Genomic DNA, 12,141 nt, shown 5'->3' on the forward strand with positions numbered 1-12,141 from the left:
CATGCGCGCCAGTCTGCTGGACCTGCTCGGCAACACGCCGGTGGCCCGCATCGACACCCCGCTGCCCCACCGGCACGGCGGGTTCTGGGCCAAGCTCGAACACCTCGGCGCGGGCGGCATGAAGGCCCGTTCGGCGGTCGCCATGCTGCTGGCCGCCAAGCAGCGCGGTGACCTGCGGCCGGGCGCGGTGGTCGTGGAGTCGACCAGCGGCACGCTCGGCCTGGGCCTGGCCTTCGCGGGCCAGGCGCTGGGCCACCCCGTGGTGCTGGTGGTGGACCACGAACTGGAGCCGTCGATGCGGGCGCTGCTGCGCGCGCACGGGGCCCGGCTGGAGATCGTGGACCGGCCGCACCCGACCGGCGGCTGGCAACAGGCGCGGCTGGACCGGCTGCGGGCCGTGCTGCGCGGCCTGCCCGGCGCGTACTGGCCCGACCAGTACAACAACCCCGACAACCCCGCGGGGTACGCGGGCCTGGCCCGGGAACTGGTCCGGCAGCTCGACCGCGCGGACGTGCTGGTGTGCAGCGTCGGCACCGGCGGGCACAGCGCGGGCGTCGTCGCGGCGCTGCGCCGGTACTGGCCGCTGCTGCGGCTGGTCGGCGTGGACACCGTCGGCTCGACCATCTTCGGCCAGCCCGCGCGGCAGCGCGTGATGCGCGGCCTGGGTAGCAGCATCCACCCGCGCAACGTGGCCTACCACGAGTTCGACGAGGTGCACTGGCTCGGCCCGGTCGAGGTGGTGGACGCGTGCCGGCGGCTGGCCCGCGACGGGTTCGTCACCGGCGGGTGGAGCACCGGCGCGGTGGCGCTGGTGTCGGCGTGGGTGGCGCGGCTGGAGCCTTCGGCGCGGGTCGTGACGATCTTCCCCGACGGTCCGCACCGCTACCTGGGGACGATCTTCGACGACGACTTCTGCCAGTCGCGCGGCCTGCTGGGCGTGCCCGCCGACCGCCCGGTGGAGATCGGGCACTCCGGCGAGATCGAGGTGACGAGCTGGGCGCGGTGCTCGAACGTCGCCGCGCCGAACTCTTCGGGCACGCACGCGGTGGGGGTGCCGGTGTGAAGCTCTCCTGGCACGTCTACGGCCTGGACCTGGCCTCGCCGCTGCGCATCTCGCGGTCGGTGATGACCCGGCGCGACGCCGTGCGCGTGGTGCTGGAGCACGACGGCGTCCGCGGCCACGGCGAGGTCGTGACCAGCGTGTTCTACAACCTGGACGTGCCCCGGATCGTCGAGCTGCTCACCGACGTCTCGCCAATCGTTTCTGGTTCACCCCCTGAAGAACTCCTCGACCGGCTACCGCCACTGCCGCCCGGTGTCCTCGCAGCTCTCGACGCGGCCGTGCACGACCTGCTCGCCCTGCGCGCCGGTACGCCCCTGCACGCACTCATCGCCGATCCGCAGTGGACGGACGTGCCGACCGCCTTCACCATCGGCATCGGCGATCCCCTCGACTGCGCCGCACAGGCGTCCGCACTGGCCCAACGCGGGTTCTCCGTGCTCAAGGTCAAAGTCGGTGCCGAACACGACGTGGCGACCGTGCGCGCGGTCCACCAAGCCGCTCCCGAAGCCCGGCTGATCCTAGACCCCAACGGCGGCTGGACGGCGGAGCAGGCGGTGCGCGTGCTCGACCAACTGCCTCCGGTCGACGCCCTCGAACAGCCGCTCCCCCCGGGCCGCCTCGACGAACTGGCCTGGCTGAAGGAACGCTGCCCCGCCCCGCTGGTCGCCGACGAGGACGCGGCCACCGCCGACGACGTGAAGGCGTTGGCGGGCTTGGTGGACGGTGTCAACGTGAAGCTGGCCAAGTGCGGCGGGATCGCCAAGGCCCGCGAGATCATCGACACCGCTCACCAGGCCGGTCTCGACGTCATGCTGGGCTGCCTGGTCGCCAGTTCCCTGGGCATCGCGCCGGCCGCCCACCTGACCGGGCACGCCCGCTGGGTCGACCTGGACGGCCACCTCCTGCTCGCCCACGACCCGTGGCGGGGCATCGGCGGCGAGGACGGGACCCTGCGGCTGACCGGCGCGCCCGGTCTCGGCGTGGTGCCACGCGCCGAGGCCGGCGAGGTGCCCCGTGCCGGAACCGGCGTGGTGCCGCGATGAGGCGGTTCCCGCTGCCCGTGCGGCTCCTGCTGGTCAACCAGTTCGGCGTCAACACCGGGTTCTACCTGCTCATCCCCTACCTGGCCACGCACCTGGGCGACGTGGGCCTGTCCGCGGCGGCGATCGGCGTCGTGCTGGGCGTGCGGACGTTCAGCCAGCAAGGGCTGTTCCTGCTGGGCGGTTCGGCGGCCGACCGGCTCGGGCCGCGCCGGGTCATCATCGCGGGTTGCGCCCTGCGGGCCGTGGGGTTCGGCCTGTTCGCGGTCGGTGAGACGATGACCGTGCTGCTCGCCGCGTCCGTCCTCAGCGGACTCGCGGGGGCGCTGTTCAACCCGGCCGTGCGCGCGTACATCGCCGAGGAGTCCGACGACCGGGTCCGCGCGTTCGCGTTGTTCAACGTCTACGCGCAGGCCGGCGCGCTGGCCGGGCCGCTGCTGGGCAGCCTGTTGCTGCTGTGGGACTTCCGCGTGTCGGCGCTGGTCGCGGCCGGGATCTTCGCCGTGCTGACGGTGGCGCAGGCGCTCGTCCTGCCCGCGCGGGAGGCGGCCCCGCAGGACGGCACCGTCCTGGACGACTGGCGGGAGAGCCTGGCGGACCGGCGGTTCCTGGCCTTCACCGTGGCGTTGACCGGCATGTTCGTGCTGCAGAACCAGCTCTACCTGGTGCTGCCGCTGGAGGTCGAACGGCTGACCGGGTCGGCGCGGGCGGTCGCGGCGGTGTTCCTGGTCTCGACCGTGGCGACGCTGCTCCTGCAGGTGCGGGTCACGCGGTGGTTCGAGCGGGTGCCGCGCGGGCGGGCCATCGCGGTCGGGCTGGCCGTGATGGGCGTCGGGTTCTGCGCGACCGCGCTCGGCCACGTCCGGGCGGGCGGGCTCGCCGGGCCGCTGGTCGCCGCGTTCTTCCTGGCCCTGGGCGTGATGATCGCGCACCCGTTCGTCTACGAGCTGATCCCCGCGTTCGGCCGCGCCGGGCGGTCCGGCACCTACTTCGGCGTGTTCTACCTGGTGTCGGGCATCGCGGCGACGGCGGGCAACGCCGCCATCGGCTGGGTGTTCGGCGTGTCCGGCGCGGCGGCGTCGCTGGTGTGCGTCGCCGTGGGGCTGGGGTGCGCGGCGGCCGTGGTGTGGCTGCACCGCCGCGGCGTCCTGACCCCGACCCGAGAGGCGGCCCGATGAGCGTGGGCGAGAACTTCCTGACCGACAACCCGGCGCTCTACGAGCACCAGTTCCCCGACCCGGACCACGTCGCCGCCCGCTGGGTCCACGACGTCGTGACCCGCTTCGGCGGCGGAGGCACCCTGCTGGACATCGGCAGCGGCACCGGCCGGGACGCGGGGTGGTTGGCCCGCAACGGTTACCACGTCGTCGGGCTGGACAGCTCCGAGCGGATGGTCACGTACGCACGGGAGCACCACCGGGCCCAGTTCGTGCTCGGCGACATGCGCACCTTCGCGCTCGACCGGTCCTTCGACGTCATCACGTGCCTGGACAGCGCGTTCCTGTACTGCCACGCCAACGCCGACCTGACCGCGTTCCTCCAGCGCTGCCGCGACCACCTGACCCCCGGCGGCCTGCTGGTCGCGGAGATGCGCAACGGCGCGTTCTTCCTGGGCAACACCGAACTGCTCGACGGCGTGCGCACCCGGACCGTCGAGTGGGAAGGCGTGCCCTACACCTCCCGCACCGAGCTGTGGATCGACCACGCCGCCCAGCTGCTGCGCCGCCGCCGCGAGTGGACCTGGCCGGGCGCGCCGCCGCTGGTGCAGCGCTCGGCGTGGCGGCTGCTGTTCCCGCTGGAGCTGCGCCACCTGCTCGACCTCGCCGGGTTCGAGGTGCTCGCCCTGTTCGACGGCCCCGGTCCCCGCACCGACGAACCGTGGTCCCCGGACGCGCGGTTGAGCGAAGCCCTGTCCGGCGACCGCCTGCACGTCGTCGCCCGCCGCCTGTGAAAGGAACCACCATGCCCACCCGCCGCCACTTCCTCGGCCTGCTCCCGCTGGCCGCCCTGTCCGCGTGCGCCACCCCGGCCGCCCAGCAGGCCTCCGCGCCGAAAGCCGGCGGCCGGCTGCGCGCGGCGTTCGCGGGCGGTGGGGCCAAGGAGGTGCTGGACCCGCACCTGGCCAACCTGTTCGTCGAGGCCGCCCGCGCCAAGGCGGTGTTCGACAAGCTCGCCGACCTCGGCCCGGACGTCTCGGCGCAGCCCAGACTGGCCGAGAAGTGGGAGCCCGACGCCACGCTGACCAAGTGGCGGATCACCCTGCGGGACACCAAGTTCCACGACGGCCGGCCGGTGCGCGCCGAGGACGTGCTGGCCAGCTACGCCCGCATCCTCGACCCGAACCGGGCGTTCCGGGCGAAGTCCAGCCTGAGCCTGGTGGACCTCGCGAACAGCCGCGCGGTGGACGCCCGGACCGTCGAGTTCGCGCTCAAGCGGCCGTTCATCGAGTTCCCCAACGCCCTGGCGGCGTTCGGCGCGTACATCGTGCCCGCCGGCGCGGAGGACTTCGCCAAGCCGGTCGGCTCCGGCCCGTTCAGCTTCGTGTCGTTCGAGCCGGGCAAGTCCGTGGTGCTGAAGAAGAACCCGGACTACTGGGAGGGCGCGCCGCACCTGGACGAGCTGGAGTTCGTCATCGCCAACGAGGAGTCCGCGCGGGCGAACGCGCTGCTCGGCGGCCAGGTCCAGTACGCGCACGACCTCACGCCCACCACCGCCCGCAGCCACAGCGACGGCCGCATCGCGATCCACCGCTCCCCCAACAGCGCCGTGCAGGCGTTCGCGATGAAGCTGGACCGGCCGCCGTTCGACAACCGCGACCTGCGGGAGGCGATGTTCCTGTTGGCCGACCGGCAGCAGTTGGTGGAGTCGGTGCTGGCGGGCAGCGGGCAGGTGGCCAACGACCTGTTCGGCAAGGGCTACCAGTACTACGCCGACGACATCCCGCAGCGCACCCGGGACCTGGACAAGGCCAGGTTCCTGATCCGCAAGGCGGGTGCGGAGGGCCTGACGGTCAAGCTGGACACGTCCACGGCCGCCGCCGGCATGGTCGAGGCGGCCACCGTGTTCGCCGACCAGGCCAAGGGGTCCGGTCTGACCATCGAGGTGGTGACCGGCAACAAGGACAGCTACTGGTCGGACACGCTGAAGAACGGCTCGCTGTCCAGCTTCCGGTCCGGCGCCATGCCGATCGAGACCCACATCGCGCAGCGGCTGCTCAGCGACTCCGGCACCAACGTCACCAAGTGGGCGCGGCCGGAGTTCGACGAGCTGTACCGCAAGGCGGTGTCCACCGTGGACGCCGGGGAGCGGGCGTCGCTGTACCGGGAGATGCAGCGGTCGCTGCACGCCGAGGGCGGCTACCTGATGTGGGGCTTCGCGGACTGGATCGTGGGCGCCGCGCCCAACGTCGGCGGCATCTCCACCGCGCCCGCGAACACCCTGGACTGGGCCCGGTTCGACAAGGTGTGGCTGGGGTGACCCGGTACGCCCTGCGGCGGCTGGCGATCGGCCTGGCGCAGGTGATCGCCGTCGTCACCGCCGTGTTCCTCCTGGTGCAGGCGCTGCCGGGGGACGCGGCGGTGGCGCTGGCCGGCGACAACCCCGACCCCCGGCGGATCGAAGAGATCCGTTCGGCGATGGGGCTCGACCGGCCCGCGCTGGACCGGTTCGGCGCGTGGCTGTCCGGGCTCCCGCACGGTGACCTCGGGGTGTCGCTGGTGTCGGGGCGGCCGGTGGTGGAGTTCCTGGCCGACGGGCTCGGGCCGACGCTGGTCCTCGCGGTGGTGTCGCTGGTCCTGCTGGTGCCGCTGTCGGTGCTGGTCGGCGTGGCGGCGGCGTTGCGCGAGGGCGGTCCGCTGGACCGGGCGCTGACCACGGTGACGGTCGGCCTGCACTCCATCCCGGAGTTCGCGTTGGCGGTGGTGCTGATCGCCGTGTTCGGGGTGCGACTGGGGTGGCTGCCGCCGACGGCCGTGGGCGCGGACCTGCTGGCCCAGCCGCAGGTGCTGGTGCTGCCGCTGGTGGTGTTGCTGGCGCGGCCGGTGTGCTCGGTGAGCAGGCTGGTGCGGGCCGGGATGATCGACGCCCTGGCCTCCGACCACGTCCGGCACGCGCGGCGGCTGGGCATCGGCGAGCGGCGCGTCCGGTTCGCGCACGCCCTGCCCAACGCGGTCGCGCCGGCCGTGCAGCAACTCGCGCGCACCACGGACTGGCTGCTGGGCGGGGTGATCGTGGTGGAGGCGGTGTTCGTGATCCCGGGGCTGGGCACGATCCTCGTGGACGCGGTCGCCGGGCGGGACCTGCCGGTGGTGCAGGGGCTCGCGGTGGTGTTCGCGGTGACGACCGTGCTGGTCAACCTGGTGGCGGACCTGGTCGGGTTCCGGCTCGCGCCCCGGTCGGCGGTGGTCGCGTGATCCGGGCGTTGCTGGTGGCGGTACCGCTGGTGCTGGCGTTGGTGGGGCCGTTGTTCGTGGGCGACGACGTGCCCCGCGGTGCGCCGTTCATGCCGAACTCCGCGCTGGGCACGGACTTCGTCGGCCGGGACGTGTGGCAACAGGTGTTGCTGGGCGGGCAGACGGTCGTGCTGGTCGCGTTGCTGGCCACGGTGTTCTCCTACGCGGTCGGCGTGCCGTGGGGTGTGGTGGCGGCGATGTCCCGAGTGGTCGACGACGTCCTGATGCGCCCGCTGGACCTGCTGCTGGCCGTGCCGTCGCTGCTGGTGCTGATCCTGGCGGCGGCGATCGCCGGTCCCGGGCTGCCGGTGCTGATCGGCGTCGTGACGTTGGTCAACTTCCCCGACGTGGCCCGGATCTCGCGCGGCGCGGCGCTGGAGATCGCGGCGCGGCCGGCGCTGGAGGCGATGCGGTTGCAGGGCGAGTCGTGGTGGCGGACCTCCGTGGTCTACACCGGGCGGTCGATGCTGCGGACGCTGGCCGCCGACGCCGGGGTCCGGCTCACCGGCGCGCTGTACCTGGTGGCGTCGGCCAGCTTCCTGGGTGTGGGCGTGCCGCCGGACGCCGCCGACTGGGCGGTCATGGTCGACCGCAACCGGGTCGGGTTGTTCCTGCAGCCGTGGGCCGTGGTGGTGCCCGCGCTGCTGATCGTGGCGTTGTCGGTGGGCTTGAACCTGACGTTCGACCGCGCCCTGCGCAAGGAGGCCGTGTGACCGTCGTGCACGTCGAGGATCTGCGGGCGGTCGCGGGCGGGCGGACCCTGGTGGACGGGGTGAGCTTCGCGCTGTCCGCCGGGCGGGTGCTGGCGCTGGTCGGCGCGTCGGGCAGCGGCAAGACCACGACCGGGCTGGCTCTCTTGGGCGAGCACGCGCCGGGCGTCACCGTGACCGGGCGGGTGTCGGTCGAGGGCCGGGTGGGGTTCGTGCCGCAACAGCCCGCCGGCGCGCTGAACCCCGTGCGCCGGATCGGCGGGGTGTTCCGGGAGGTCGCGGCCGTGCGGGAGGGCGATCCGGAGGAGCTGATCGCCACCGCGCTGCGCCGGGCGCGGGTGCCGGCCGAGCTGCTGCGGCGCTTCCCGCACGAGCTGTCCGGCGGGCAGCAACAGCGGGTGGTGCTGGCGCAGGCGCTGGTGGGCGATCCGGCGGTCGTCGTGGCCGACGAGCCGACCACCGGGCAGGACCCGATCACGCGGGCCGAGATCGTGGACGAGCTGGCGTCGGTCGCGGCCCAGGGGGTGGCGGTGGTCCTGCTGACCCACGACCTGGACGTGGTGCGGGCGCTGGCCGACGAGGTGGTGGTGCTGCGCGACGGCCGGGTGGCGGAAGCCGGGCCGGTCGGGCTGCTGGACCGGCCGCGCTCGCCCTACACGCGGGCGCTGGTGGCCGCCCAGCCGCGCGTGACCGTGCCGGTGCAGGTGGCCGCGAAGCCGCCGTTGATGCAGGTCGGCGGGTTGACGGCGCGGCACCGCAAGGCCGTGGTGCTGCGGGGTGTGGACCTGTCGCTGGGCGCCGGCGAGTGCCTGGCGGTCGTCGGCCGGTCGGGCAGCGGCAAGACCACGCTCGCCCGGTGCCTGTCCGGCCTGCACGCCCGCTACGACGGGACGGTCCGGCTGTCCGGGCGGGTGCTGCCGCGGTCGCTGCGGCGGCGGTCGCGGGCGCAACTGGCCGCGGTCCAGTACGTCTTCCAGGACCCGAGGTCGTCGTTCGACCCGAGCCGCACGGTGTTGGCCCAGGTGGCGCGGACCGCCGTGCGGCTGCGGGCGGGCGGCGAGGCGGAGGCGCTGGCCGGGCTCGCCGCCGTCGGCCTGGACGAGGACACCGTGCGGCGGCGACCGCCCGGCCTGTCCGGCGGCGAACTGCAGCGCGCCGCGCTCGTGCGCGCCCTGCTGGCCGAACCGGACGTGCTGGTGTGCGACGAGATCACCTCCGGGCTGGACACCCTGACCCAGGCGAGCCTGCTCGACCTGCTGGCGGACCTGCCCTGCGCGGTCGTCCTGGTCAGCCACGACCTGGCCGTGGTGGCCCGGTTGGCCGACCGGGTCGCCGTGCTGCACCAAGGCCTCCTCGTCGAGCACGGCTCGGCGGCGGAGGTGCTGGACTCCCCCACCCACCCGGTGACCATCGGCCTGCTGGGCCGCGCGTTGGAAGGAACAGAGGAGAAGAGGACATGACCACGCACCACCGCCAGGCCGCGCCGACGTTGTCGGCCGTAGGGCCCTACGACGTGCGCCTGGCGACCGAAGCCGACCTGCCCGGGGCCCGCGGCGTCATGCTGGACACCTTCTACCACGAGTTCGGCTACGGCTACCGGCCCGAGTGGCACGCCGACGTGGTCGACCTCGAAGGGGCGTACCTGCGGCCGGCGCGGCACGCGTTGTTCGTCGCCCTGAAGGGTGACGAGGTGGTCGGCACGACGGGTGTCCGGGCCCAGGGTCCGGCCAGCCCGCCGCACCCGGCGTGGCTGGCCGCCCGGTACCCGTCGGCGAGCACGGCGCAGCTGTTCCGGGTGTACGTGCGGCCCGACCACCGCCGGGCCGGGCTGGCCCGCGCGCTGGTGGACCTGGCGACCCGCTTCGTGGCGGCCACGCCGGGTTACTCGAAGCTGTACCTGCACACCGACACGCGGATCCCGGGTGCGGAGCCGTTCTGGCGCTCGGTGGCCACCGAGGTGCACGACGCCCGCGACGGTGACCCGCTGGCGTTCCAGACGGTGCACTTCGAGATCCCGCTGTAACCGCCCCACCCCGACGGGGGCGTTCCCGGACGCCCCCGTCGGGCTTATGTCCTTCGCAGAGCTAGCCGCACTGCGCGCTCGCCCTCCCCGACCGACACTGGGTGGCACCGGAGCCGTCTACAGAGGACGGACGAGTTGGCGCAGCGGCAGCACTTCCCGGACCTGGTCCGGCCCATGCTGGCGGTCCTGGGCGACCTGCCGGAGGGCGGGGGCTGGGCGTTCGAGTTCAAGTGGGACGGCGTGCGCGCGACGACCTACGTCCGGGACGACCGCCTGCGCGTCCTGACCCGCAACGACCTGGACGCGTCCCGCACGTACCCCGAGCTGCACGCCCTGACCACCCTGCTGGACCACCGCCCGGCGGTCCTGGACGGCGAGATCGTGGCCCTGGACCCGGAGGGCCGCCCCAACTTCAGCCGCCTGCAGTCGAGGATCCACACCCGCCGCCCGACCGACGAGCTGCTGGCCCGGATCCCGGTCTCGTACTACGTCTTCGACGTCCTGCACCTGGACGGCCGCCCGCTGCTCGCGGAGCCCTACACCACCCGCCGCGAGCTCCTGGAAGGCCTGGGGCTGAGCAGGCACCCGTCCATCCGCGTCCCGCCGTACTTCACCGACCTGCCGGGCGGGACCGTCCAGTCGATCGCCGCCGAGCACGGCCTGGAGGGCGTGGTGGCCAAACGCCTGACGTCCCGCTACGACCCGGGCCGCCGGTCGCCGTCGTGGATCAAGGTCCCGTTGATCCGCACGCGGGAGGTGCTGATCGGCGGGTGGCGGCCGGGCGAAGGCCGCCGTTCCGGCACCATCGGCGCGCTGCTCCTGGGCGTGCCGACCCCGAACGGCCTCCACTACGCGGGCAAGGTGGGCACCGGCTTCACGGCCCCGATGCTGTCCGACCTGCTCACCCGCCTACACCCCCTGACCCGCCCCACCCCGCCCTTCGCCGACGAGGTCCCTGCCGACCACGCCCGAGGCGCGCACTGGGTCCAGCCGTCACTGGTCGGCGAAGTCCAATTCCGCCACTGGACCACCGAGGGCCGCCTCCGCCACCCGAGCTGGCGCGGCCTGCGCCCCGACAAGTCCCCGGCCGACCTCTGACTCGGCGGCAGTCACCGCCCCAGGACTCGGGATGCCGGGCGCTGGCGAGCCCTGGAGACCCGCGCGGACGGACTCCGCCACCGGCCGTCGCCGAGCGACGGCACGGCTCTCGACGGCCGGCTCGACAGCCCGCGAAGACCCGGTGCCGGGTGTACGGACCGTAACGGCCGGAATTGCCTCTGTTGACAGAGGCATTCGTCTGGCCGGAAGATGGACCGACCAGTCCGGGACTGATCGGTCCACTAAAGGTGGTTCGGCGTCCCACATGAGCGGAGCTGATCATGACCGAGCCGTCCCCAGCGGCCTCGCCACCCATCCACCAGGACCCGAAACCGCCGGTCGGCGCGACAGTGGTGAAGAACCTGCCGCTGCTGCTGGCGGTCGTCTGCGCGGTCCAGTTCCTCGACGCCATGGACATCGCGTCCATGGGACCGGCCCTCCCCCTGGTCCAGGACGACCTGGCCATGTCGCCCGCGGCCCTGCAGTGGGTGGTCAGCGCCTACGCGCTCGGCTTCGGCGGCTTCCTGCTGCTGGGCGGCCGGCTCGCCGACGTCTACAACCGCAAGAAGCTGCTCATCGGCTGGCTGGTCGTCTTCATCGTCGCCAGCCTCGTGGGCGGTTTCGCCGACAACGGCCTGCTGCTCGTCGTCGCGCGCCTGGCCAAGGGCATCAGCGCCGGCATCACGGCACCGGTCGCCATGGCCGTCCTGCTGGACGCCTTCCGCGAACCCAGCGCGCGCAACCGGGCGCTGGGCACGTTCCTCGCCGTCGCCTCGGCCGGGTACTCGCTGGGCCTGGTGCTCGGCGGCCTGCTGTCCAGCATCTCCTGGCGGCTGACCATGTTCCTGCCGGCCGTGGTCGGCCTGATCGTCGCCCTGCTCGCGGGCGCCGTGGTGCCCGGTCGCCAGGAGGCGTCGCAGCGCCAGCGCATGGACGTGCTGGGCGCGGTCCTGGTCACCGCGGGCGCGGTCGCGCTCGTGTACGGGCTCAGCCGGGCCGCCACCAACGGGTGGGGCGACTGGATCACCATCGCCTCGCTCGCCGCCGCGGTCGTGCTGTTCCCGATCTTCGCCGCGGTCGAGCGCAACCACCCCGCGCCGCTGGTCCCGCTGGGCATCTTCCGGCGGCCCCAGCTCACCCGGGCGAACATCTGCATGCTGTTCTTCGGCGCCTACGTCGCGTTCCAGTTCGTGCTCACCCTGTACTACCAGGTGGAACTGGGCTGGTCGCCGCTGCAGGCGGGCCTCGCCTTCCTGGTCGGCGGCGTGCTCACGGCGGGCACCGCCCGCTACGGCGCGGTCCTGGTGACCAAGCACGGCGCGTGGCCGATCGCCTCGATCGGCCTGGTCATGATGTGCGTCGGCTACCTGGCGTGGGTGCTGTTCATCGGCTCGGTCGACCCGCTGGTCCTGCTCGCGGTCCAGCAGCTGCTCGGTGGCTTCGGCTTCGCCGCGGTCTACCCGGCGCTCAACATCGCCGCCGTGGGCAGCGCCGCGGAGGACGAGCAGGGCCTCGCGTCCGGCCTGTTCAACGCGGGCGCGCAGATCGGCAACGGCATCGTGGTCGCGATCACCGCGACCGTCCTCACGGTGGTCACGAGCAGCGCGCTGGGCGGCTACCGGGCCGGCCTGTGGGTCGTGACCATCACGACGATCGCCGTCACGTTGCTGGCCCTGGCGGGCTCCGTCACCTACCGCAAGAAGGCGACCGCCTGACCGGGCCCGCCTGAACCCGGCCTCCGCACGGAGGACCCCCC

Annotated in this window: 11 protein-coding genes; all 11 read left to right on the forward strand. The window is 73.5% G+C overall.

All coding sequences use genetic code 11. The features are described from left to right. Nucleotide 1: 1 nt before the first annotated feature. The 11 genes from AB0A74_RS02495 to AB0A74_RS02545 all read left to right on the forward strand — a co-directional run bounded on the left by AB0A74_RS02495 (nt 2) and on the right by AB0A74_RS02545 (nt 12,100). On the forward strand, nt 2-1,063 hold the full coding sequence (locus AB0A74_RS02495; protein ID WP_358247119.1) for a PLP-dependent cysteine synthase family protein: 1,062 nt from the start codon (nt 2-4) through the stop codon (nt 1,061-1,063). Further along, nucleotides 1,060-2,106 carry a dipeptide epimerase gene (locus AB0A74_RS02500; protein ID WP_358247120.1) on the forward strand — a complete coding sequence of 349 codons (1,047 nt, stop codon included), beginning with the start codon at nt 1,060-1,062 and terminating at the stop codon, nt 2,104-2,106. The genes AB0A74_RS02495 and AB0A74_RS02500 overlap by 4 nt, the downstream gene beginning before the upstream one ends. After that, nucleotides 2,103-3,281, forward strand: a complete 1,179-nt coding sequence (locus AB0A74_RS02505; protein WP_358247121.1) for an MFS transporter — start codon at nt 2,103-2,105, stop codon at nt 3,279-3,281. The genes AB0A74_RS02500 and AB0A74_RS02505 overlap by 4 nt, the downstream gene beginning before the upstream one ends. Further along, a complete protein-coding gene (locus tag AB0A74_RS02510; RefSeq protein WP_358247122.1) occupies nt 3,278-4,054 on the forward strand; it encodes a class I SAM-dependent methyltransferase in 777 nt (258 codons plus the stop codon). The genes AB0A74_RS02505 and AB0A74_RS02510 overlap by 4 nt, the downstream gene beginning before the upstream one ends. Before the next feature lie 11 nt (nt 4,055-4,065). Then, the gene (locus tag AB0A74_RS02515; protein ID WP_358247123.1) at nt 4,066-5,580 is read left to right on the forward strand and encodes an ABC transporter substrate-binding protein; all 1,515 of its coding nucleotides are present in this window, start codon (nt 4,066-4,068) and stop codon (nt 5,578-5,580) included. After that, nucleotides 5,577-6,515: an ABC transporter permease gene (locus tag AB0A74_RS02520; RefSeq protein ID WP_358247124.1), complete on the forward strand. Its 939-nt coding sequence runs from the start codon at nt 5,577-5,579 to the stop codon at nt 6,513-6,515. The genes AB0A74_RS02515 and AB0A74_RS02520 overlap by 4 nt, the downstream gene beginning before the upstream one ends. Further along, nucleotides 6,512-7,267, forward strand: coding sequence for an ABC transporter permease (locus tag AB0A74_RS02525; protein ID WP_358247125.1), 756 nt, complete (start codon nt 6,512-6,514; stop codon nt 7,265-7,267). Before AB0A74_RS02520 ends, AB0A74_RS02525 begins: the two co-directional genes overlap by 4 nt. After that, nucleotides 7,264-8,724, forward strand: a complete 1,461-nt coding sequence (locus AB0A74_RS02530; RefSeq protein WP_358247126.1) for an ATP-binding cassette domain-containing protein — start codon at nt 7,264-7,266, stop codon at nt 8,722-8,724. Before AB0A74_RS02525 ends, AB0A74_RS02530 begins: the two co-directional genes overlap by 4 nt. After that, nucleotides 8,721-9,287 carry a GNAT family N-acetyltransferase gene (locus tag AB0A74_RS02535; protein WP_358247127.1) on the forward strand — a complete coding sequence of 189 codons (567 nt, stop codon included), beginning with the start codon at nt 8,721-8,723 and terminating at the stop codon, nt 9,285-9,287. Before AB0A74_RS02530 ends, AB0A74_RS02535 begins: the two co-directional genes overlap by 4 nt. A gap of 135 nt (nt 9,288-9,422) precedes the next feature. Then, nucleotides 9,423-10,385, forward strand: a complete 963-nt coding sequence (gene ligD, locus AB0A74_RS02540) for a non-homologous end-joining DNA ligase (protein ID WP_358247128.1) — start codon at nt 9,423-9,425, stop codon at nt 10,383-10,385. Between the two features lie 281 nt (nt 10,386-10,666). Next, the gene (locus AB0A74_RS02545) at nt 10,667-12,100 is read left to right on the forward strand and encodes an MFS transporter (protein WP_358247129.1); all 1,434 of its coding nucleotides are present in this window, start codon (nt 10,667-10,669) and stop codon (nt 12,098-12,100) included. Nucleotides 12,101-12,141: the final 41 nt, after the last annotated feature.

Origin of the sequence: Saccharothrix sp. NPDC042600, from assembly GCF_040647305.1 — a bacterium.
GTDB lineage: Bacteria > Actinomycetota > Actinomycetes > Mycobacteriales > Pseudonocardiaceae > Actinosynnema > Actinosynnema mutabilis.

Coding starts and splice junctions, on each gene's coding strand:
- AB0A74_RS02535 (WP_358247127.1), top strand. CDS start 8,721: ATGACCACGCACCACCGCCAGGCCGCGCCGACGTTGTCGGCCGTAGGG.
- AB0A74_RS02495 (WP_358247119.1), top strand. CDS start 2: ATGCGCGCCAGTCTGCTGGACCTGCTCGGCAACACGCCGGTGGCCCGC.
- AB0A74_RS02515 (WP_358247123.1), top strand. CDS start 4,066: ATGCCCACCCGCCGCCACTTCCTCGGCCTGCTCCCGCTGGCCGCCCTG.
- AB0A74_RS02510 (WP_358247122.1), top strand. CDS start 3,278: ATGAGCGTGGGCGAGAACTTCCTGACCGACAACCCGGCGCTCTACGAG.
- AB0A74_RS02545 (WP_358247129.1), top strand. CDS start 10,667: ATGACCGAGCCGTCCCCAGCGGCCTCGCCACCCATCCACCAGGACCCG.
- AB0A74_RS02505 (WP_358247121.1), top strand. CDS start 2,103: ATGAGGCGGTTCCCGCTGCCCGTGCGGCTCCTGCTGGTCAACCAGTTC.